Annotated in this window: 23 protein-coding genes; 14 read left to right on the top strand and 9 right to left on the bottom strand. The window is 68.4% G+C overall.

Annotated features, from left to right (window positions below):
• Positions 1-283 precede the first annotated feature (283 nt).
• Together ACIRST_RS38920 and ACIRST_RS38915 are read left to right on the top strand one after the other, a co-directional pair.
• Positions 284-409 (top strand): hypothetical protein, encoded by a 126-nt coding sequence (locus tag ACIRST_RS38920; RefSeq protein WP_402808861.1) that lies wholly within the window; start codon positions 284-286, stop codon positions 407-409.
• Between the two features lie 266 nt (positions 410-675).
• Positions 676-1,482, top strand: coding sequence for a hypothetical protein (locus tag ACIRST_RS38915; RefSeq protein ID WP_402808859.1), 807 nt, complete (start codon positions 676-678; stop codon positions 1,480-1,482).
• Between the two features lie 280 nt (positions 1,483-1,762).
• Here ACIRST_RS38915 and ACIRST_RS38910 read toward each other — a convergent pair whose 3' ends face one another.
• Positions 1,763-1,894, bottom strand: a complete 132-nt coding sequence (locus ACIRST_RS38910; protein ID WP_402808856.1) for a hypothetical protein — start codon at positions 1,892-1,894, stop codon at positions 1,763-1,765.
• A 119-nt stretch (positions 1,895-2,013) separates the two neighbouring features.
• Between ACIRST_RS38910 and ACIRST_RS38905 the strand changes: the two genes are divergently transcribed.
• The 4 genes from ACIRST_RS38905 to ACIRST_RS38890 all read left to right on the top strand — a co-directional run bounded on the left by ACIRST_RS38905 (position 2,014) and on the right by ACIRST_RS38890 (position 4,531).
• Positions 2,014-2,373, top strand: coding sequence for a hypothetical protein (locus ACIRST_RS38905; protein ID WP_402808854.1), 360 nt, complete (start codon positions 2,014-2,016; stop codon positions 2,371-2,373).
• Positions 2,374-2,729: 356 nt separating this feature from the next.
• The gene (locus tag ACIRST_RS38900; RefSeq protein WP_402808852.1) at positions 2,730-2,915 is read left to right on the top strand and encodes a hypothetical protein; all 186 of its coding nucleotides are present in this window, start codon (positions 2,730-2,732) and stop codon (positions 2,913-2,915) included.
• Positions 2,916-3,064: 149 nt separating this feature from the next.
• Positions 3,065-3,538, top strand: coding sequence for a hypothetical protein (locus ACIRST_RS38895; RefSeq protein WP_402808850.1), 474 nt, complete (start codon positions 3,065-3,067; stop codon positions 3,536-3,538).
• Positions 3,539-3,718: 180 nt separating this feature from the next.
• Complete coding sequence (locus tag ACIRST_RS38890) at positions 3,719-4,531, top strand: SAM-dependent methyltransferase (protein ID WP_402808848.1); 813 nt, start codon at positions 3,719-3,721, stop codon at positions 4,529-4,531.
• Between the two features lie 22 nt (positions 4,532-4,553).
• Here the strand turns inward: ACIRST_RS38890 and ACIRST_RS38885 are convergent, their stop codons facing one another.
• Positions 4,554-5,516, bottom strand: a complete 963-nt coding sequence (locus tag ACIRST_RS38885) for a helix-turn-helix domain-containing protein (RefSeq protein ID WP_402808846.1) — start codon at positions 5,514-5,516, stop codon at positions 4,554-4,556.
• Positions 5,517-5,607: 91 nt separating this feature from the next.
• Positions 5,608-5,841, bottom strand: a complete 234-nt coding sequence (locus tag ACIRST_RS38880; RefSeq protein ID WP_402808844.1) for a DUF397 domain-containing protein — start codon at positions 5,839-5,841, stop codon at positions 5,608-5,610.
• Positions 5,842-6,291: 450 nt separating this feature from the next.
• Here ACIRST_RS38880 and ACIRST_RS38875 point away from each other — a divergent pair, with 450 nt between their 5' ends.
• Positions 6,292-6,756: a hypothetical protein gene (locus ACIRST_RS38875; RefSeq protein ID WP_402808842.1), complete on the top strand. Its 465-nt coding sequence runs from the start codon at positions 6,292-6,294 to the stop codon at positions 6,754-6,756.
• Between the two features lie 222 nt (positions 6,757-6,978).
• On the opposite strand, the gene ACIRST_RS38870 is transcribed toward ACIRST_RS38875, so the two are convergent.
• On the bottom strand, positions 6,979-7,398 hold the full coding sequence (locus ACIRST_RS38870) for a hypothetical protein (RefSeq protein ID WP_402808839.1): 420 nt from the start codon (positions 7,396-7,398) through the stop codon (positions 6,979-6,981).
• Between the two features lie 436 nt (positions 7,399-7,834).
• Entirely contained in the window at positions 7,835-8,488 is a 654-nt protein-coding gene (locus ACIRST_RS38865) for a hypothetical protein (RefSeq protein ID WP_402808836.1), read from the bottom strand.
• A gap of 420 nt (positions 8,489-8,908) precedes the next feature.
• Between ACIRST_RS38865 and ACIRST_RS38860 the strand changes: the two genes are divergently transcribed.
• Positions 8,909-9,658, top strand: a complete 750-nt coding sequence (locus tag ACIRST_RS38860) for a transposase family protein (RefSeq protein WP_402808833.1) — start codon at positions 8,909-8,911, stop codon at positions 9,656-9,658.
• Positions 9,659-9,667: 9 nt separating this feature from the next.
• Entirely contained in the window at positions 9,668-10,102 is a 435-nt protein-coding gene (locus tag ACIRST_RS38855) for an ATP-binding protein (RefSeq protein ID WP_402808946.1), read from the top strand.
• Between the two features lie 520 nt (positions 10,103-10,622).
• On the opposite strand, the gene ACIRST_RS38850 is transcribed toward ACIRST_RS38855, so the two are convergent.
• From ACIRST_RS38850 to ACIRST_RS38840, 3 genes are read right to left on the bottom strand one after another with little or no spacing between them, the layout of a single operon-like run.
• The gene (locus ACIRST_RS38850; RefSeq protein WP_402808831.1) at positions 10,623-11,186 is read right to left on the bottom strand and encodes a peptide deformylase; all 564 of its coding nucleotides are present in this window, start codon (positions 11,184-11,186) and stop codon (positions 10,623-10,625) included.
• A gap of 52 nt (positions 11,187-11,238) precedes the next feature.
• The gene (locus ACIRST_RS38845) at positions 11,239-12,453 is read right to left on the bottom strand and encodes a hypothetical protein (RefSeq protein WP_402808829.1); all 1,215 of its coding nucleotides are present in this window, start codon (positions 12,451-12,453) and stop codon (positions 11,239-11,241) included.
• A 36-nt stretch (positions 12,454-12,489) separates the two neighbouring features.
• Positions 12,490-13,788: an XRE family transcriptional regulator gene (locus ACIRST_RS38840; protein WP_402808826.1), complete on the bottom strand. Its 1,299-nt coding sequence runs from the start codon at positions 13,786-13,788 to the stop codon at positions 12,490-12,492.
• Between the two features lie 563 nt (positions 13,789-14,351).
• Between ACIRST_RS38840 and ACIRST_RS38835 the strand changes: the two genes are divergently transcribed.
• The 5 genes from ACIRST_RS38835 (at position 14,352) to cyaB (ending at position 19,168) form a co-directional block, all read left to right on the top strand.
• The gene (locus ACIRST_RS38835) at positions 14,352-14,906 is read left to right on the top strand and encodes an ATP-binding protein (RefSeq protein WP_402808823.1); all 555 of its coding nucleotides are present in this window, start codon (positions 14,352-14,354) and stop codon (positions 14,904-14,906) included.
• On the top strand, positions 14,906-15,256 hold the full coding sequence (locus tag ACIRST_RS38830; protein WP_402808822.1) for a hypothetical protein: 351 nt from the start codon (positions 14,906-14,908) through the stop codon (positions 15,254-15,256). The genes ACIRST_RS38835 and ACIRST_RS38830 overlap by 1 nt, the downstream gene beginning before the upstream one ends.
• A gap of 90 nt (positions 15,257-15,346) precedes the next feature.
• A complete protein-coding gene (locus ACIRST_RS38825) occupies positions 15,347-17,503 on the top strand; it encodes a radical SAM protein (protein WP_402808819.1) in 2,157 nt (718 codons plus the stop codon).
• Positions 17,504-17,513: 10 nt separating this feature from the next.
• Entirely contained in the window at positions 17,514-18,605 is a 1,092-nt protein-coding gene (locus ACIRST_RS38820; RefSeq protein WP_402808817.1) for an aldo/keto reductase, read from the top strand.
• Complete coding sequence (gene cyaB, locus ACIRST_RS38815; protein WP_402808814.1) at positions 18,602-19,168, top strand: class IV adenylate cyclase; 567 nt, start codon at positions 18,602-18,604, stop codon at positions 19,166-19,168. The genes ACIRST_RS38820 and cyaB overlap by 4 nt, the downstream gene beginning before the upstream one ends.
• 552 nt (positions 19,169-19,720) lie before the next feature.
• Here the strand turns inward: cyaB and ACIRST_RS38810 are convergent.
• On the bottom strand, positions 19,721-20,470 hold the full coding sequence (locus tag ACIRST_RS38810; protein ID WP_402808811.1) for a transposase family protein: 750 nt from the start codon (positions 20,468-20,470) through the stop codon (positions 19,721-19,723).
• Between the last annotated feature and the right edge of the window lie 1,032 nt (positions 20,471-21,502).

Genomic DNA, 21,502 nt, shown 5'->3' with positions numbered 1-21,502 from the left:
CCGCCCTGCCCCAACCCGGTGAACATATGCGGTCACAGCACTAGCGAACCGCACCTACCGGGCCCGGCGGGCCGCTCCGCTGGCGCGCGAGCTGCTCCTCCCATGGCCTACCCCGGTGAGGACACGGCCGGGTGCTGAACTGCCGTACGGGCGCTGGGCCGCGACGAGATCGGCCGCCCCTCGGTTCGGCGTCCTGGTCGCCGACGACGCCACCAAGTCAGGCGCCGGGCTACGAGGCCCCACCTCTTTGCGCCTTTGTCTACCGGCCCCGACCCCTCCCGCGGTGGCACCCCCCGACGAGTCGGTGGTGCCACCGCGGCGACCGTCTGCTCCGGTCGTGCACGTCTACCCGCGCGCCGGGGTGATGGTCCGCAGTGCGGACGACCTACTCGCCGTCGAGATGGGCTGATTTGGCGACGAGGCCCTGTGCGACTCCTGCCACGGCACCAAAGCAGCGGTGGGGCACCCATCAAGGTGTGCACCCTGATGGTGGGTTGGGCTCTCCAATTGGGGAGCCCAACCCACCGAGCCTGACCGTTGCCAATTCGTGACCTTGATGGCCCCTTGGCATCAAGACATCCATCAAGGAATCCCCCGTTCAATGCAGCACCGCCCGGAGCCCCGAGCACCCGTCCGGCACCCGCCAACCGCACCCCACACCGAAGGGCCACGCTCATGAGCACCTCCTCCGAGCCCTACGTCACCCTGCCCATCGACACCACCGACGACCCTGAGGAGATCGCCGCCACCGTCGCCGCCATGGCCGCGTGCAGCGCGGCGTTCGACATCGTCACCGGTAACCGCCGCATCCGCTACCGGCCCGAGGAAGACCTCCTGGCCGACGCCCTCGGCCTCGCCGCCGTCCGCGACGCCTACCCGGACCACCCGTCCGTCCCGCACCTCCTCAGCGAAGCACGCCTCATGTACCACCACCGGATGGTGGACGACCTCGCCGACCGCCGCCACCCTGGCATCGTCGACCCCGCGCGAAAGCACGATCACCAAGCCCAGCAACTGCTCCTGGAAGCCGTCGTCCTCGACATCGTCGCCCTCCAGTGCGGGGCCGACATCCACAGCCCCACCGAATGCGCCCGGCTGTCCAACCAGCTTCGGAAGCTGCGGCATCTGCCCGTACTCGACCCCTTCGAGGCCCAAAAGTGGCTGCGCGCCGCCTACGCAGACTGGCTCCGCAACGGCCCCCACCGCCTCGACTGCCCTGGCGGCTGCAACGGCTCCGGGCAGATCCTTGCCGTCATGGTCTGGCAGGAAGACGACTTGGTCCCCCTGCACGTAGAGCCCGTGGACTGCCGGCGCGGAGCCCCAGAACCCGGCCACGACGCGAACTGCATCTGCCGCGGGTCCGGCTTCACCCACGAACCAGGCGAACGCCACCTATGCCTCGGCCCCGCCCCGGAGAACCGCCCCGGACCGATCACCCCACAGGACCACGGCAAGCACGCCCCCGACCACGCCCCCTGGTGACCGCGGACGGCGCCGGTGGTGCGGGCGGCCCGGTGCCAGTCACGGCTGGCTGTTGCGGGCAGACGACGGCGGGCCGGCCGTGGATCAGCTCTTGGCCACGCGGCTTGACCGCGATAGGCGGCGAGGGTGCTGTCCACGCTGATCTACTTGCCCTCCGCCGCTTGCCCAGGCACCTTAGCCGCCGCCCCGGCCGGGCCGGCGGCGTGGATAAGCTGGCGGAGCCCGCCGAAGTAGACCTCGTGGTCGACCACGGCGGGCAGGACCGTACCGAGCTGCCCGGTCAGCCCGGGAACCCCTCCGGGGCGAGTGCGGCCAGCGCGACGCGGGTGGCGGTTTGGGCGGACTTGGGATCGCGGTGGTTGACGAAGCTCGCACTGCCCAGGGTCAGCAGGTACAGCCGCCGGTAGGCCACGATGGCCTCCTCGGGGGCGATGCCGGCGGTGAGGGAGTGGACGAGCTACGGCTCCACCAGGCGCTTCAGCATCTGGGGGCCGAGCCAAAGCCGGTCGCCCGCAGGGCGACCAGGCAGGGATGATCCGTCAGCAGCTCGTAGAGCGCGGTGAAACGCGCCTCCCGCGCAGCCTGGCAGCCGACGCCCTGGTCCACTACGACGACCTGAACCGCGAATTCCACACCGGCCTGTTCGACCAGGAGGTGATCGCCCAGCTCGCCTTCAACGTCTGGGCGCCGTCCCGGGGAGCGACGGCCGGCCAACGAGCAGTACCGGCACTCGTATGGCTACCGGCCCGAAGCTGCCGAGCACTGCCAGCGCGTCGACCTGGCCCGCAAATCTGCAACGGCCTGCTGTTCAACCCGGCGAACTTCCACCCGGTCGCTCCGACGCCGAGCCGACGCCGGATCGCCTTCGCATTCTTCCTCAGCCTGACCTGACCGCCACCGGCCAGCTCATCGTCCCGTGATCACTCCTGCCCGAACAGCACATCTTGCTGACCGATCACTACAGTCGGATGAACGGGCTTGTGGCACATCAGTTCGGTCAGGCGGGTTCTCCAAAATGGTTTTGCACCAGGGTAGTTGGGGGCCAAGTTGTCCTGGCGAGGCAGCTACCGTGGTGCCCAGCCCCGAGGACGGGGTTGCCCCAGGCAGTGCTCCAACACTGCCCAGGGCGAAGGGCCAATCCAGGAAGGTTGCCACCAATGCCAGATCAGCCCTCCTCAGAGCGCGCTCAGCGTGCCCCGAGGGACCCCCAACGTAGCAGCGCCAGATCGCGGCAGGTGCGGATGCATATGCCGGTTTCGCGAGCGCTCGGCATGTCCGCAGTCGTCGCGGTCGCTGTGATGCCGGTGCTCCTGGCTGCTGTCCTGCTGCACGGCTCTGCCCCTGTGGACCCGGGGCGGGTCTACCTCGTGATGGCGCTCATGACCTACGTCCAGGGCCTGGTGGCCCTCGCCGTCCGGTTGTCCGGGCGCTAGTCACGTTCAGGCCGGCCTGCCAGAGCTGCGGGCCGGCCCCCACCGCCAGCTCGCCCTGCTGCACCCCAGCGGGGGGCAAGCCGGCCGTCAGCCGAGCAGGCTCCGAGACACCTGCACGTGGGCACCCGAGCGTTGACGAGGTACCTCCTTTGGCAGCCGACCACGCCACAACTGCAGCAGCATCTCCCACCCGGGGCAAGCCGTACCGCAGCGGCTTCGCCGCCTTCGTCCTCATGCAGGCGGAGGGATACCACCGCTACGCGCGGGCCCGCCTGATCGATCCCGGCCTGAGCCGCGAGGTCGTCGAGGCAACCCTGTGGTTGACCGAGCGACGCTGGAGCGCGGTCCTGCAACGGCGCAGCCCTACGGCGTACGCCTGGCGCATCCTGCGCCGCACCGTGAGTGCCGCGTGCTTCGATGCGTCCGATCCGTCGTCCGACCGCTTGCACCGCGCGCTGCCGGCCGACCATGCCGACGCGGTCCTGCTGCACCGCCTGGGCTTGCCGCTCGAGCAAGCCGCCACCCTCATGGGCATCGAGCGGCCCCAAGCCCACGCTGATCTGCTGATGGCCCAGCGACTCCTGCAAGTTGAAGCCTCGGAGGTGTATGGCGTCTGCCAGTAGCCCGGCTCGATGCTGCTTGAGCCGGCGCACGCTCAGCAGACCTCGCCCCCGCGTTCGCCACCCGTGCGCCAGCCCGCGCCACTTCACCCGTCTGTGTAGTGGTGGGCCTTGCAATGCACCCCTACCATGAGGTGGATCATCTGCCCTGGGGGAGCCTGGGGTCGTCGCGACACGGATGGGGTGCCCGTGGACAAAGATCCGGTACAGGACAAGATCGATCTATCAGTACCAAGTGCCGCCAGGATGTACGACTACCTCCTAGGCGGCACTAACAATTTCCTCTCCGACCGGCTCGCTGTCGAGGACCTGCTGCGCACCGCCCCGAGCTCTCGCGAGCTGGCCCTGAACAATCGCGCCTTCCTGCGCCGCGTCGTCAAACACATCGCTGTTCATCACGGGATCCGGCAGTTCATCGACCACGGGTCGGGCCTGCCGACCCAAGACAACGTGCACCAGGTCGCCCAGGCGATCCACCGCGGCACCAAGGTGGTCTACGTCGACAACGACCCGGTGGTGCTGAGCCAGGGCCGAGCCTTACTGGACGAGAACGATGACGTCGCCATCGTGGCCGCCGACATGACGAACCCGGAGGCAATCCGCTCCCACCCCAAGGTGGACGGCTTCATCGACTTTGGCCAACCAGTGGCCGCCCTGTTCGTCTCGGTGCTCCACTGCGTACCAGATCCTGAGCCGGCACGGCTGCTCCGCGAAACGATCCAGCACCTGGCGTCCGGCAGCGTGGTGGTCATCTGCCAGCTCGTGAGCGAGGACACGACGGTCCGCGACACCGTGACCCGGCTCATGGCCGAACAGACCCACGACAACTGGGGCCGGGTGCGGACCGAGGCTGAGGTCCGCACCTACTTCGATGGCCTTCAGATCGAACCCCCCGGCCTCATGGATGTCACCGACTGGCGGCCTGACTCCGAAGTCTTGCCCCGCCAACGCACCCGGGAGTGGATCGAGTTCGGCGGCTTGGCCCTGGTTCCGTAGCTTTCGGGCCTGCCGCGCTGGGTCAGAGCTGTGCTTCGAAGTGCTCCTTGGCTTCCAGCAGCAGCACGCGGCTCTCCTGACGCTCGGTTCCCACGGCCATGAGCTGCCACAGGAGTTGCTTGTACTCCTCCATTTCGGACAGCTTATGATCCTCACCCGGCGCCGGTCGCGCATCCGCGGTGGGGGTGAAGTAGTCGGCGCCCCGCAGACGCTCGTTGTAGACCAACTCCGGCAGGTCCGTCCGGCCGAAGTCGAGGTGGGTCAGCGAGGACACGGAGGAGGCGAAGAAGTGGTCGAGGGTGATGATCCGCACGCCGAAGCCGCGTGTATTGGTGAGGTCGATCAGCCGCTGGAGCTGGTCGACCATGACCCGCGGCGAACCCACCTTGCGGTAAAGGGTGCTGTGCTCCAGGAGGAAGACGGAGCGCGGCGGCGACACCAGGTAACGCTCCTGCCGCTCCCCACGCAGTGAGAGGTACCGGTCCAGCCGGTGAGCCTGGCCACCAGGCAGCTCACGCTGAAAGATCGCTTGCGCGTAGTCCCGGGTCTGGACCAGGCCCGGGACAATCTTCGCTTCGTAGGTGATGAGCTTGGTGGCCGCCGACTCCAAGGCCATCAGGCGCTCGACCCAGCTGGCGAGCACATCGCGGTAGGAGTCCAGCCAGTTCGGCTGGGCGGCGTGACGCGCCAGCCCCTCAACCGCCGCGCCGACGTCGGGGTCCGCCTGGTAGAAGCGCAGCAACGCCCGGATGTCGTCTGGCTTCGGCGGACTCTCGCCGTTCTCCAGCCGGCTGAGCTTGGCCTGGGACAGCCGGTTTTCGAGCCCCTCGACGACCTTCTTCAGCGTCCGCCCGCTGCGGAGCGCCTTCAGCTGGATGCCAAGCAGCAGGCCAGCGGCCGTGGGGTTCTGCTCCGGATCGGCGCCTGGCCGATGAAAGGCGATGACATTATCGCCGTCAAACTGATCACCGAATTCGGGGATCACGCGGTCCCTCCCTAGGAAGTCAAGACGAGGCAAGTCTTCCACACCGGAGGGCCGCGCGATGCCCTTGTCTAATTATCGAACGAGACGGTCACTATGAGATCAGATGATCGAATTCACCGGCGCGAGTGCCGGCCAGAAAAGCCCGCATCTCAGCCTCGGTGAAGACCAGCGCCGGACCGGTCGGGTCGGTGCTGTTACGCATCGCCACACCCCCGCCCGCCAGCGCCCCGAGCTCCACGCACTGGCCATTGAGGTTGCTCGCCTGTGCCTTGACCCACGTGGTGGCAATGCCACCGGCCGGCGCACCATTCTTGTGTGCGGTCATGTCAATTCTGCCTTTCGCTCGTACAGCCAAGAGTTTGTCCGACAATTTGCCAACCCACCTAGACCTGCAGGTCAGCCGCCTCCTGCAATTCCAGATGCAATTGCAGGAGGCCAGGAGCTGAATGGTACCCACCAGAAATCGAACAGCGCGTGCGCCCGCACGGGTGAATTACAAGGCTGATTTGCTTATCAGCTGCGACGTTTCCACTCGCCGGATTCCGCCCGGTCAGCCACCGCTACTTCGCGGCTACGAAGCCTCCATGCAGGTGAACGGCGATCCGGCCGCGGATCTGACACGAGTCGAGCCGGCAGGCCATGCCACCATGTAACTCAACTACCCTTCAGCTGGCCGACATTGGCCTCCCCCAGGCCCTGCTTCCCTCCCTAGGCTCCGCAGTAGCCGACGGGGGCGTAAGGACTCTCCCGTCATGTCCATACGAGGGGGAGCCCAATGAAGTGGAAGTGGGGACAGACCGTGACGCGCGCGGCGGTGGTCGGTGCGATGGCTGCGAGCAGTCTGCTGCTGGTCAACGCGCCGTCAGCAGTGGCGGCGACCGGCCTCAACGAATGGCCCACCCAGCTCGGTCCAGTCGGCTCCGGCTGCTACGCCTACCTGACCTACACCAGCAACATCGTGACGCCCCACATCTGGCAGCAGCAGGGGAACTCCAACAACAACTGCTGGCTATGGGCAAACCACATCGGGCAAGACAGCAGCGGGAACACCCAGTACATCAACTACTGGCCGTCGGAGACCGGCGTCCAGGTGACAACCGGACCCGCCACGGTTGTCGACGGCCCAAGCTGGTACTACGGCCCGTGGAACAGCAACAAGATGTGTGTGGTAATCGGCGCCGGCCACGCCAACCTCGACGTGGGCAGCCACGGCAACCAAGTGACCGTCTGCCCCTGGTGAAGCTGCTCGCCGACCCTGACGTGCCCCAAGGCGAGTAAGCGGCCTCGACTCCCAGCCCCGGGTGGACGATGCCCGGGGCCTGACGCGTTGGCGTGGCTTCAACGGCGCGGTCCAAGGAGCTCGAAGACGCGAACCCACGCGGTCGTCGACCCGCCCGTGAGCTGCAGGTCGACCTTTCGTACAGACGAGCCTGCGCGGCGCTGTACCGTACGATCGCCCCGCCTACCGCGGCCGACGGCCGGTGAGCTGCTCCCACCGGTCGAACGCTGCGTCGAGGTCGCGGCGCGCCCGTGGGATGCGCGTGTCCGACTTCTGGCGAGCTTTCAGCACGGCCAGCTGCTCCTCCGCTTGCTCGCGGTCAGCCGTGTCGGCAGTTGTCTGCCGCAGCTTCGCCTCGGCCTTCGGCACGAGCGCCTGCCGCTCGGCCTGGGCCGCCTTCTCGTCGGCGGCAGCGTTGAAGACCGCCACGACAAAACGGCGCAGCTCGGTCTCCGGGGTTTCGTCGTCCAGGGGGACGGACAGCATCTGCCGTCTGCGGTCCGGGAGGGAGATGTAGACGTGGCCGGTCTTGCCCGAGTACTCGTCCATGATCGAGATTTCGTGCAGCGGGTAGTCGGTGTCTCGGCCGTCCACCTGTGCCACCAGCACACGTTCGTACAGGTGCAGAGCCTTGCCGATGGAGGAACGCAGCGTTCCTCGCCCGGGCGATCGGAGCCAGTCCAGGTGTGCCTGGGCCCGGCGGATGCGGCTGCGGTGGGCCTGCTCGGCTGTTGTGACTGCGGAGCGGGCTGCCGCGAGCTCGCGCTCCGCCGTGCGGTGCAGCCCGTTCGCTTGCCGCGGGCGGCGTCCAGGTCGCGGCGCTCGCCGGCGTACCGGGTGCTCAGGGCGTATCGCCAGTCCCCGGGGTAGCGGTGCCGCAGCCAAAGCGCCACGGCACCGGCGGCCAGAGCAGCCAGGAGGATCCAGCCGATCGTGGATTCCATTGCTTCTCCTCCCGGCCGGAAGCCGACAGCTGCTTCGGCCGGCATCTACAGGGAACCGGTCTTCGTGCCCGTCGGCGCGAACGCTCCGGCCGGGTTCAGCCGGCCTTCGCCGAAGGGTCGGCAGCGGTAGAAGCCCGCACCAGCGGCGCCGCCGGGCGGACCGGATCGGGCCGGAGCACATCGGCCAGGGGTGACGAGCGCAGAACATGGTGGTAGCCCGTGGCGTCGCCGCTCAGCGACTCCAGGTACAGCACCCGCAGGATCGTTGCGAGCTCGGCCCTGGTCACGTCCACGGTGTGCCGGCGCGAGCCATCCACCGGACGCGCTCTGGCGATCGCCGCGCCCAGCGCCGCGGCGTCCACACCGGGGAGGGCGCCGGTCGCGGCGTCCCCGCACACGGTATGGAGCAAGGACAGGTCGGTGCCGCGCACACTGATCGTCGTGTCCAGCCCACCGCCCGTCGTTGCCGCGACGGGCGGCTTCATCGGGCGTTCCCGCAGGGCCCGGTAGCGCAGGAGCTCCTGCCCCAGCTCGGTGGACCGGACCGCCCACGCCGGACGGTTTGCACCGGCGGCAAGCGCGTCGAGCTCCTCAGGGCTGGCGAGCTCGCACAGCGCCGCCCCCACGAGCCGGCGGACGATCCCGTGCGCCGCGACACGGCGCTCCAGAGGCCGGTCCCCCGTCACCCAGCCCGGGCTCTGGGCGACGACGGCCTCCAGCATCCCCCGCTCGTCCTGGCGCAGCGTCACAGGTCCTCCCTCAACGTGACGACGCCATCCTGCCATGCCGATCCGCCGTGGCGCCCGGACTTCGGAAGTCCTTGGGTGCCGGGCGGTACATGCGGCGGGTGTTCTCCGGGACGGTGGCCATGAGCGCCTCGCGGGTTGGGGGGCAGTCTGGGTAGCCCGCCGGGCCTCTTTGCCTTCGTGGTGGGACGGTGGGCTACACGTTCGTTAGCTGTCAACGGGCCGTGGAGCGGTCCTCTTCACGTGGCGGGGGTCAAGGGGCCTAGAAAGCAGCCTCCGCATGACCGCTCAGACAGGGAGCCTTTTCAGAGCGGCCACCGATCGGGTGACGGCGGTGCTGTCGGCGCGAGGGCATGACGAACGAGGCTCTCGGGCAGTTGGGAGAGATGTCTGAAGTCTCAACTGTTCCGCCGGAGAGCCCCGTTGGTCACCTATCCTGCCGCACTGGACCTGCCGCACGCCCTCGTTGAGTGGGTCACCATGCTCATCGTCACCCGGGAGGGTGACCGCCGGTGCAAGCTCCGGCCCTCGCAGCGAGCCATCGTCGCGCTGGTCTATCTACGCAAGCACGACACCCTCGCCCAGATCGCAGCCGGCTTCAGGATCAGCGTCGGCACCGCCCACGCCTACGTCCGTGCGGTCACCGACCTCCTCGCCCGCCGTGCGCCCGGCCTGACCCGCGCCCTGCGTGAAGCCGACCCCGAGGACGTCCTGGTCGACGGCACCCTCGCCGAGCGCGACCGCGTCGGCGACGGCCGCGCCGACTACTCGGGAAAGCACCGTCGCCACGGCGTGAACCACCAGGTCATCACCGGTCCCGACGGCAGACTCGTGTGGGTCTCGCGGGCGCTGCCGGGCCGCACTCATGACCTGACCGCCGCCCGGACCCACCGCATCGTGACGACCTGCGTCCGGCTCCGCATTCCCGCCCTGGCCGACCTCGCCTACACCGGCGCAGGCGGGACGTTCGCCGTACCGGCCAGGCGAAAGCCCGGCAAGGAGCTCACGGCCGGTCAGAGATCGCTCAACCGGGCCCACGCCCGGTTCCGGTACCCCGTCGAACGAGGCGTGGCGACACTCAAGCGATGGCGGATCTTCCGCCACGCCCGCTGCAGCCCGAACTGGCTTACGTCAGCAGCCAAAGCCGTCCTCACCCTGGAGCTGCAACGCTGAAAGAGCTCAATCGCCCAAGCTGTTTCCCGCTTCGCTAATGCCGAGCACGGCGGCATCGTAGTGGTCGGCATGCGCGGCAAGAAGGTCCCGGGCGGGGAGATCATCAGCGGCATCTGCCCCGTACCGGTGGACGGCCGGACGCTGCGCCAGTACCAGGACGCCATCGAGAAGCACCTGTACCCACCGCCGGACCTCCTCGACATCGAGGTGGTGCCGGCTGACGGTGGCAGCCTGATAGTCCTGCACATCCCGCCTCAGCCCGAGGAGCTCAAGCCGTTCCTCGTGCATGGCGCGGTCGTGGACGGGGGGCGAGTCGAAGGCGCCTTCATCAGCATCGTCAGGCGCCGCGGCGAGTCGTCCATTCCAATCACCGCGCCAGCGATCCACGCGACCCTGGCCGCTGGTCGGGCGCTGCTGCGACGCGGCGAGCTGCCGAAGGAGTGAATCCGTACCTTCCATGGGCGGGGCCGTGCTTACCGGCTGGCTACAACGCCTCGAGTAACTGAGCGTCCTGGGCCGACAACCTCGGCAACACCAACGGGTGCGGCAAGACCTTCCGCATCGCGGAGCCGGTGGAGCTACTGGTCAGGGAAGCCGTCCTCACCGCCTTCGACCACCCCAAGATCGCCATCACGCTGGCACCCACGGTGGACGAGGACAAGATGCGCGGCTACCGCAACAGCAGATTTGAGCGACGTGGTCACAATCGACCAACTTCCGTCGCGCGGACGGGAATCCGAGAGCCCTCGTTCGCCCGCAGAACCTCATCGCCAGGGAGCCGGCCAGTGCGGGCGAAGTCCTCGCGTTTCGTGTGAGCGGCAGCCGCGGTACTGCGTCCGAAGCCGCTGCCGAAGCGCGCGAAGGCCTCCTGCTCGGCAATGTGAGCTTCCCCCGGTGATCTCCAAAGCCCGGCCGCCCGCTCCGAACGCGTCCCGCAACAGCTGCCAGGCCGCAGTGACGGCCGTCAGTACGACCAGGACGACCCGGTGCCTCGGTACTCCTCCACGGGGATCGGATGGACGCCCTGACGCATGCGGTCGGTGTAGAGCATCCCACCCAGGTGGTCGATCTCGTGGACGATCAGGCGGGCCAAACCTAATTCGTAGGTCAGGGTGGTGACGGTGCCGTCGAGGGCGGTGGCGGTGACGTCCATCCGCAGCGGGCGAGGCACCATGCCGCGGACGTCGAAGAAGCTCAGGCAGCCCTCGTACTGCTCATCCGTCTCCTCGGAGACGGCAGTGACCTTGGGGTTGAGCAAGATGATCGGGTCCGCGCCGGCGGTCGGCGGCAGGACAATGGCGGCGGCCCGCGGGATCCCGATCTGCGGCGCCGCCAGGCCCATCCCCTTGGCGAACGAGTGCACCCGGCCGATCCAGTCGATGGCGCCGAACAGCTCGTCGATCACCCCCTGAGCAGCTGCCGCTTCGGCCGGGACGTCGAACGGCTGGGCGGGCCGGTTTAGGATGGGGGTGCCCTGCTGAATCACGCCGAGCGACTGCATCTGCTGGCTGGGCCGCACGAGGGTCACCTGGTCTCCTTGGTCTGCTGCGGGTTGGCCGGCGGCGCGGGCGGGCCGCGGTTCAGGCCCCGAACGGGCTGGCAGCTCCGCTCAGGATCACCTCGCGGTGCTGCCACGCCAGCTGGAGCAGCGCTGCCCCGGCCGGCTGCATCGGCTCGTGGCAGGTCAAGCGCTCGACCTGCTCAGCCGTGAACGGAATCCCCACGGCCTGCCCGGTGCCGTCCTCGAGCTGAACCCGGTGGCCTTCGTCGTTGGTGGAGACGATCCGTGCGAAAGTCGCGTCGAATAGCTCGGCGTCGAACACCGCGACGGTCAGCATGTCGGTGACGAGCGTGAGCGGGTCCATGCCCAGCCCCAGCCAGTACACCCGCAGCGTTCCGGCGGCCCGGGCCGCGCTCAGGGCTTGGTTGAACGACCAGGCGTCGTAGTCGATGGGGGCGGTGTCGCTGCCGTAGTCCTCGCTGCTGCCGAGTAGTTCCTCGCTCAGTTCGCGGGCGATGGCCCGCCACAGGTCGAAGTCGTTGGCCTCATTCCACGGGGCGTCGTGGGAAGCCTGGAACATGCCCACTGGCATGACCTGGAACAGCCCGCCGCCGCTCGCCACCTTGGCCGGGTCGCGCCAGTGCAGGATGAACTCGGCCGAACCGGTCTGCCGGTCGTAGCGGATGGCGAGCGTGCTGACGGCGGCCATGACCGGTCGGCGATCGAGGTCCGTCGGGTCGCCGATGGCCGCCCGAAACGGCGTGGCAGTCGAGTTCACCACCAGCTGGCCGGGCGCAGCCAGGGCCGCGGCAGCGTACTCGTGAGCTGCCGCCTCGCAGACGTTGATGACGTCGAAGTAGTGGCCGCGGCCGAACGTCAGCGTCGGCTCGGCCGCGTCTTCCGCTACCTCCAGCAGCCGGTAGCAGCCGCGGTTCTCGAACAGCCGCGGCTTGGCCAGGTCCCGGACAGCGTCGGCGTAGAACGGATACGGGCTGCCGTCGTCCCGCCGCGCGCGGGTAGCGTCCAGCTCCGCCTCGCTGCCGTCGATCGAGGCCGGTGGGGTCTGATCCTGCCACCGCAGATTGACCTGCTCCAGGGGTACGGGGGTCTCGGGAATCCAATGCTTGCGCGCCAGCAGCCGCCCGCCGGGAGCGAACTCCTCCTGAGACCGGCTGGCCATGGCCGTCTGCGTCAGCTCGAACCGACTGCGGTTCAAGTAGTCCCGAACCTGTCGCCACGCGGCCTGACTTGCGGCCGGGGTGATGGCCGGCTCCGGCTGACGGGTGGTGGACACGGCGCTCCTTCGAGGGTATGGCGGCTTGCCAGCAGCCTACGAGCCGATCAGCAAGTCGCGGTGCTTCCAGGCCAAAGCCAAGCATGCCGCGCCCGGAGGAGCCATGGGTTCGCTCGTCAGGAACTGGATGATGTTCTGCTCGGTGAACGGGATGCCGGCGGTGGTGTCTTGACCATTCCAGCGGGTGACCGTCACGCCTTCGGCGTTGGTCTGCACCACCTCGCCGAACAACTCGTCGAAGACAGAGTCGGCGATGACGATGGCGCTGGGGATGGTGGCGGCCAGCGTCAGGGCGTCGCAGCCGATGCCGAAGCAGTACGCCCGCAGGTGCCCGGTGGCGCGGGCTCGTTGGAGCGACCGGTACAAGGGCCAACGGTCGTAGTCGAGCGGCCGACTGCTGGAGCCGTCGTACTCCGGCGCGCCCAGGAGCTCCTCGTTCAGCTCGCGAACGATGTTGCGCCACAGGTCGAAGTCGGGGCCAGCGGGGTCACCCATGACGGTGCTGGGCTGGAACTCCCCAGCGGGAATGGTGTCATACAGGCCCCCAGCGGTGGCCACCTTGCCCGGGTCGCGCCAGTGGAGCAGGAAGGTGGCCTCGCCGGACGGCCGAACGCGTAGCAGCAGCGTGGTGATGGCCGGCACCACGGCCCGCAGGTCCAGATCGAACGGGTCGTTGATCATCCGGCGCAGCGGAAGCGCGCCCCAGCTCACCGCCGAATCCGCACGCTGGGCGGCCGCCGCGAACTCGTGCCCGATGGCTTCGGAGACGTCGAGCTTGTCGAAGTAGGTGGCCAGGCCGAAGGACAACTCCCCGCTGCCGTCTGCCGTCCAGTCGACGCCGGTCAGCCGGTAACTGGGGCGGTTCTCAAACAGGGACGGCGCGGCGATGTAGCGGACGGCCTGGGTGTAGCGATCGAAGGAGCGGCCGGGTGCGCGCAGCGGCAAGGCCTGACCGGCCTCGGGCTCGCTGCCATCAACCAGCGGGAGCTTGGGGCTGCCCGTCCAGGTCAGTCGAACGCGCTCAAGCAACACCGGCTCGGGCGGACACCACTGGGCAGTGGTCAGGAGCGGCGCGTCCACCAGACGCGTGTCCTTCAGGTAGAGCTGGCTCGCGGCAGCGGCCAGCTGGGCGCGGTGGGTGTTGAGGTAGCGGCGGGTGGCGCGCCAGGTGTCCTGACTGCGGTGTACGTCGGGTGGAACGGCCCGCCGTTCGTCGTCGACCACCCGCGACCCCTCCTGCGGCACGGGCAGGGCCTCCGGCAAGCTGAACCACAACCGCGCGGCTGGCATCCCCAGGATCCGGGCGTAGTGGACGAGGTTGACCAGATCGGTCACCGGTGGCCCCGTCTCAATGCGGCTAATCTGGGCCTGAGTTAGGCCCAGCCACTGGCCGAGCAGACTCTGGGGGACGCCCCGTGGGCCATGGCGTCCTGTGTGGTCCGGATGGGTGCGGTACTGCCGCAACACGCGTCCCATGTGACGGGCGGCGAAGGCGTCGCGCAGGGGCACGGCATTCCAGAACTCGGCCGCCACAACGGGCGGCTGGGGCGCCGGGGTTGATCGGCCCAGGGACTGGCAGGGCGAGCACAGCTGCCCCGGGTGATCGGTCGCGAGCCGGGCTCCACACCGGTGGCACTGCTGCCCCGCTGCTGTGTTCGCCGTCGCCATTGTTGGCCGCCCGTTCCCCGCCGCGCCGGTCTCAAATCGCTCTTGACCAGCAGTATATGGACCGTTGCGGACCGTGTCCGTCGATCTATACATCCCGCGTATATGCAGCACCTCTTTTCGGCATAGCCCGGCTCGGACGCCGCGCCCACAGTGGTCTTCGCTCACCACGGACGTGGTCGCGATGCCGCGGTGAGCCCAGCACCCTCCTGCCGTCTCAAGGAGGCACCCCCGTGCCCACGTCAGTCAGCTCCGAATTCAACCAGCTCGCGCTGGCCGACACCCCCAACGCCGTGCCGTGGGCCCGGCGGCACGTAGTTGACGTGCTGCGGCGGTGGCAGGTGCCGCCCAAGCTCATCGACACGGCGCAGCTGCTGGTGTCGGAGCTGATGACCAACGCCTTGCCGAAGCGCACGGACAAGGAGCTGGCGGCGGCGTACTCGATCTTGGAGTCGGTGGGCACGATCACGCTGACGCTGCGGCTGGACGGCCCCCAGCTGCTCGTCATGGTTCACGACTACCAACCTCAGCTGCCGGTGCTCAAGCAGGTCGGCCTGGATGCCGAGAACGGCCGCGGCGTCTTCCTGGTTGCCCACATGAGCAGTCGTTGGGGCTACTACTTCGCCTCGGCCGGCGCCAAGGTCGTCTGGTCTGAGCTGCTGCTGACAGCTTCGACGGTCGAGGAGCCGAAGTCGGTCGCCAGCGTCCAGGAGTCGCCGTTGCCGCGGTCGGACCAGGCAACGCCGCTGCTGGTAGCTCGCACGCTCGTCGGATTGCGCGGGTTGTGATGGCGTCGGCCGCGCTGACTCACCAGTCCTACCTCTGCCAGTACGAGCTGGTGCTGGCCGACAACGAGCGACTGACGGCTGGACTGCCACTGCGCCACTTCGCGGGTACGCCGGGCCAGGCCATCCGCTGGCTGCGTCGAGCCGCTCGGCGCTTGGCGCCATCGCTGGCAGAGAACGCTGAGCTGCTGGTCGGCGAGTGGCTGGACGACGCCGCCGGCTATCACCGAGCCGCCTTTGGCCTGGGACGTGGCGAAGCGCTCCTGATGGCGTTTGCCTCGCACAGCCTGATCCTTCAGCTCGAAGCCCGACCGGTGGTCGTGCTGAACGTGCTGCCGCACCACCCCACGTAACTGCCCCCTCTGCAACCAGCCCAGCTGTCAGCCGGGCTGGTGATCTGTCACGCCTTCATCCAACCAACGACCTCGGAGAAAGAGGCACGAATGAGTACGCGCACCAGCCGACTCGCCTCGCCTGCTGCCAACCGGCTGCAGGAAGCGCTCCGCACCACACTGACCAACCCCACCACCACCGCCGCCGAGATTGACCGCCTGCTCGTCACGCCGGAGGCCTCGCGGCTCTACCTGGAGCAGCACCTGGCCACCCAGAGCGGCCGCATCTTCGTCACCGGCACCTTGGACCGCCGCCTGGTCCTGATCGAGCGGCTGGACAACCAGTGGATCGTGGCTGACCTGTCCGGCCAGCCGCACTGCACCAGGCAGTGGCCCGCCTGGACGACCGGCCACGTCGAGCTAGCCAACCTCGACTCCTGGCTGTCGCTGGGCAGCCTCGACGATGAGGCGGCAGCCCGCTTCAGCCGGCCTCGGCTGCTGCTGGCGGCGCTGTACCACCCGGAGTACTTTCCACTGCCGCGATTCCCCCTGGGCATCTCGGATGTGGCCAGGGCGGCTCGGGCCACGCTGACGGGCCAGGTAACGCTGGCTGACATGCAGCTTGGCGTGACGCTGCCAGAGCTGGTGAAGCTGGTGGGCCAAGAGCCGCCGGACATCCTGGGCATCTCCGCCACCTTCGGTCAGCACGACCTCATGACCGAACTGCTGGATGCCGCTTTCGGCCTGCCGGAGCCGCCGCTGGTGGTGGCGGGCGGCAGCCTCACAGCCCGCAACGAGGCGCTGCTGCTGGAGCAGTACCCCGATCTGCTGGTCGCCCGCGGCGCTGGTCAGGCCACCATCCAGAACGTGCTGGCCTACTGGCACGGCGACCTCAGCCGCGAGCAGATTCCGGGCATCGGCTACACCGGCGCCGCTCGCGGTGGCGCCATGACCATCGGGCGGCGCCACACGGCCAAGCCGGTGGCCAGCACCCAGACAGACATCCTGCCCGAGCTCGATCTGCTGCCAGCCACACTCCAGGCCCGCGGCGTCGGCCAGCTGGAGTGCTCCAGCGGCTGCACCAACTTCTGCTCATTCTGTCCCCGCGGCCACAAGGGCCAGTGGTTCGGCGTCGGGCCCGAGGCGTTCCCCTGGATCTTGAGCGAGATGGGCCGCGTATTCGATCAGCACCCGGACATCTCGCGCACGCTCTATCTGGTCGACGAGGAGTTCATCGGCCGCGGCTCGGACGCCGTGTCCCGAGCGCTGGCCATGGCCGACACGCTCCAAACCGCGAAATTCAAGTGGGAAACCAGCTGCCGCATCGACCAGGTAGTCCGGCCGGATCGCGACCTGAGCTGGCACTACGAACGAGCTGCCATGTGGCGCGGCCTGGTCGAGCGAGGCTTACGGCGCTGCCTGTTCGGCGTCGAGTCGGGCGTCGACTCGATCTTGGAGCGCTTCAACAAGGAGACGGTGGGCGAGCAGAACGCCTTGGCGATTCGGACGCTGTCGGCCCTGGGCATCCCGACCCGCTTCACCTACATCACCTTCGACCAGCTCATGACCTTCGACGAGCTGAAGGCGACCTACGACTACCAGGGCCGCACCGACCTGCTGCTGCGGCCCCAGCCTGAGCTGTCGATCCAGGACATCGTCGACGGCGTGCGCGACGAGTCATTCGTGGCGGCCGCCAGCACTGGCCGGCCGTTCCACTCGGGCATCTCCTACATGCTCGTCTCGATGGAGTGCCTGGTCGGGGCGGCCTACACCAAGCAGGCCCAGGCCGCTGGCCTGACGGGCGCAGTCCGGCCAGCCATGGGCCGAGTGGATGCGCGGTTCGCCGACTGGCGCATCGGGGTGGCCAGTGAGTGGGCCCAGCTGTGGGTCGACCGTAACTTCGCACTCGACTACACGTTCAAGTCGCTGGAGAAGATTCTCGACGGCGAGCCGCGCCAGGTCGTTCGAGCCGCTCGGGTGGTGCTCAAGGACGCGGCCTACACCGTCTTCGGGCACATGATTCGCGAGATTGGCGACACGACCGAGGCAGTCGGGGCGGTGGCCGGTGCGGACGAGCTGTCCGAGCGGCTGCGCTTCTGGCTGGAGGCTGAGATCGGGGACCTGGCCGAGCGCATGGATGGCGTGGTCGAGCAGGTCAACCAGGCCTTGCCGGCTGACCACCGGCGGGTGCTGACCCACGAGTACGGCCGCTGGACCCAGACCAACGAGTGGCGGTCGATCAACGCCGCCGACCCGTGTGGCACGTGAGGGGGCCCAAATGGAACGACGACGACTTCCTGGCCTGAGCCGCGAGGTGTCAGCCATCGGCGCTGGCTGCTGGACTATCGGCGGCCTGGCCACCAACCGCGGCGTGCCCATCGGCTGGGCCGGAGTAGATGAGGCTGAGGCCTTCGCCGGCCTGGTCCGAAGTCACGATCTGGGCGTCACGCTGTACGACACGGCTGATGTCTACGGCCTGGGCCGATCTGAACGCCTGGTCGGCCGACTGCTCGCCCAGGTCAACCGCAACCGCCTGACGATCTCCAGCAAGGTGGGCTACTTCGCCGATACGGCTGCCCACCCCTACGCGGCAGCCCAGATGCGGCGGCAGCTGCTGACGTCCTTGACCAACCTCGGCACGGACTACCTCGACCTGTACTTCCTGCACTCGAGCGACTTCGGTCCGGACGACCAGTACCTGGGCGAAGCAGTCGAGACGGTCCAGCGGCTACGGCGTGACGCGCTGGTTCGAGCCATTGGGATGCGGGCACCGCACACGTTCGCCGTGGAGTGGGCGACCGATCCCAGCCACCCACAGGCCGATGAGAGCGCTCGCTTCCTGAAGCTGTTCGACCGCATCCAGCCGGATGTGCTGACCGTTCGGTACAACCTGCTCAGCCCGCTGTATGAGCCGGGTGAAACGGACATCTTCAGCTTCGCCCGTCAGCGCCGAGTGGGTCTGCTGCTCAAGCAGGTGCTCGGCCAGGGCCTGCTGATCGGCGTCCACCAGCCAGCCGCCCCGATGGCCTTTCCGAACGGCGACCATCGCCAGGGCGGATCACTGTTCACTGCGGCAACGCGCCGCGCCATCCATGACGGCCTGGCCGAGCTGCGCCAGCGTTTCGGTACCAGCAGGGCCGATCTGGCGCGGGTGGCCATTCGGTACGCGCTTCAGCGCGATGACCAGGCCGCCGTGCTGCTCGGCTTTCGCAACGCCCAGCAGATCGGCAGCAACCTCACCTGTCTGGGTGAGCCCCTGAGCTCGGAAGACATTGGCGCGATCCAAACCGCCATGTCGTCCGTACGGGCCATGCTGGCCCCGTCCCAACCCATCACCGCTTCACCGACTCAGCAGGAGCAAAGCGCATGAAGTACATCGAGGTCGAGCAGAAGTTCCAGCTGCTGAGCTCGCCGGAGGAGCTGAAGGCCACGCTGACCGACCGCGGCGCCAAGCGCGGTGAGGCCTCTCGCCAGGTCGACACCTACTACAACGCGCCGCACCGAGACTTCCTGGCTGGCGAGGTCATCTCGGAGTGGCTGCGGGTCCGCGTCGAGGACGACACGGCGTCGCTCAACTTCAAGCGGTGGTACCCGCTGGAGGAGCCGATCAAGACGCACTGCGACGAGTTCGAGTCGACGGTCGCCGACGCCGAGGCGGTCACCCGGCTACTGGGGGCGCTGGACTTCAAGCAGCTGACCACCGTCGACAAGGTCCGCGAGGAGTGGACCGTCGACGGCATCGCGGTGGCCTTCGACAGCGTGGCCAGCCTCGGTGAGTTCATCGAGTTCGAGTTCAAGGGCGAGGCCGACACCATCGAGGAGGCCACGGCCAAGATCGACGCCTTCGTCGCCGGCCTGGGAATCAAGCTGGGCGAGCGTATCCACGCTGGCTACCCGCACCTGGCGCTGGGGATCGCGCCGGCGACGGCCTGATCCGCGACTCTGAGTCGGCGCCGGTGTCATTCTGTGCGCACCGGCGTCGGCACGCTTCGGCCCTTGCCCCCGCCCAAAAGGGCCGCAGCGCCTTCGTCCACACCAAGGCAGACAGCGGCGCCTACGGCCCGAGCGACGAGAACGACTGGTGGTTCGACTTCACGCCGCGGCCGGGACGACCTTCGAGGACCTCGGGTCTGACGTCTCAGGAGATGAAGGCCTGTCCCTTGCAACGCCACCGCTGGCGCCGGCGCGGAGTTCGTCGCCTGGCTGGTCCAGGAACTCGTGCCCACGGGCGGCCAGGTCGACTTCGACCGTCGGGCGGGCATGGAGGCGGAATTGCCCGACGAAGTCCTGACCGAGCACACCGTCGCCGGGCTCGAAGCCGTCTTCCGCGACTATCTGACCGACCTGTGACCGCGAGCCACCCTGTCGTCGGGGAATCGTGTCAGCCCGACCGCGGACTGCATCAACGAGCCCAAGACGGTGGAGCTTGCGCGCTGCACCCTTCCTGATGACGAGCGGCCAGCGCAGCCTCGGGCACTGAGCCTTTCAACGTTGCGTCTCCAGGGTGAGGATGGCCTTGCTGGCTGACCCGAGCCGGCTGGGGCTGCAGCGGGCGTGTCGGAAGATGCGCCAGCGCTTGACGGTGGCGACGCCGCGTTCGACCGGGCATCGAAGTCGGGCGTGGGCCGTGTTCAGCGATTTCTCTTTCGCGGTCAGCTCGCTCTTGGGCCGTCGCCGGACCGGGACGGCGACGCCTGGGCCGGCTCCGGTGTAGGCCAGGTCCGCGAGCGCCGGGATCCGCAGCCGGCCGCAGGTCGCGACGATCCGGTGGTGCCGGGCCGCGGTCAGGTCGTGGGTGCGACCGGGCAGCGGCCGGGAGACCCACAGGACTTTGCCCTCGGGACCGGTGATGACCTGCAGGTTCACTCCGTGACGGCGGTGCTTGCCGCTGTAGTCGGCCCGGCCGTCGCCGACGCGGTCGCACTCTGCGAGGGTTCCGTCGACCAGGACGTACTTCGGATCGGCCTGGCGCAGGGCCCGGGTCAGGCCGGGGGCACGGCGGGCGAGGAGGTCGGTGACCTGGTGAACATAGGCGTGAGCGGTGCCGACGCTGATTCGGAAGCCGGCCGCGATCTGCGCGAGCGTGTCGTGCTTGCGCAGGTACACCAGTGCGACCAGAGCACGCTGCGAGGGGCGGAGCTTGCACCTGCGGTCACCCTCCCGGGTGACGATCAGCATGGTGACCCACTCGACGAGCGCGTGCGGTAGGTCCAGTGCGGCAGGATATGTGACCACCAGGGCTCCCCGGCCGAAGAGTTGAGACGTCAGATACCTCACTCAACTGCCCGGGAGCCCTGTCTGTTCTGCCTTGGGCCGCGACCGCCCAGCCGTCACCCGATCGGTGGCCGCTCTGAAAAGGCGCACTGGCCCGAGTGGGACCTGCCAGGACAAGAGCACCAGTTGCAGGCGAGGCCTGGGACCTAGACAGGGCGTCCGGCTCATCCGGTGGCCCTGCCCGATAAGCAATGATGGACAGCAACTTTAGCTCCATTACGGCCCTTGGAGTCCGCAAAGTTCGCGAGCGGTCGCCGGGCTGGCCGCGGCGGGCGGGTCGGTCGTCCTGGTCCCGGTCGTGCTGCATTTGCGGGAGGCGGGGTCCACGCGGATGCGATAGCCGTCACGGTGCCGGGCCGCAGCTGGTCGAGGTCGATGAGGATGCGGCGGGTCTGGTAGCGGAGTTGGGCGGCCCAGCTCCGGGAGTCTGCGACACGCGCAGGCGGCGGGTGGTCAGGGTGTAGCTGGCGAGATGACAGTAGCGGCCGCGTCGGGCCGACGATGTCGGGCCAGCGGTCTCGCACGCCTCCGCCGGCGGGTGCCGAGCGCCAGCCGCGCGCGGCGGCCAAGGCGAGGAACACGTCTGCGATCGGCTCGGGTTCGTGCGGGCCGCGCGGCTGTGGTCTGCCGGGTAGGCGTTGACGGCTGGGGCCGGTGTGGACACTGCGGCGCTGGGCGCGGCGACCGACGGCGACGGTCCACTCCACCCGGCCCACCACGTCGTGGCCTCCAGCCTGGCAGGCGCCAACGGTTCGTAATCGAGCCAAGTTCTTTCGGTTCGACTCGCCCGCGGCCAGCCTCACCTCCACCTTTGCAAGGAACACCAGAGTCCGAATCATGGCAAGCCGAACAAAAATGAGCCATTCCTCTTTCTGTCAATTGCCTCCGCAGCACCTGCGGGATCTTGGGCCTGTATAGGCCGGTGCGGTGATTCTTGTATGGCTTCTCGGGGTTGTGGTGCCCGTTCGCTCGTGACGACCGGCGGTTACGCAC

The sequence above is a fragment of the Kitasatospora sp. NPDC101447 genome, from assembly GCF_044767225.1.
Lineage (GTDB): Bacteria > Actinomycetota > Actinomycetes > Streptomycetales > Streptomycetaceae > Kitasatospora.
This window is presented reverse-complemented; position numbering and strand designations above follow the sequence as displayed.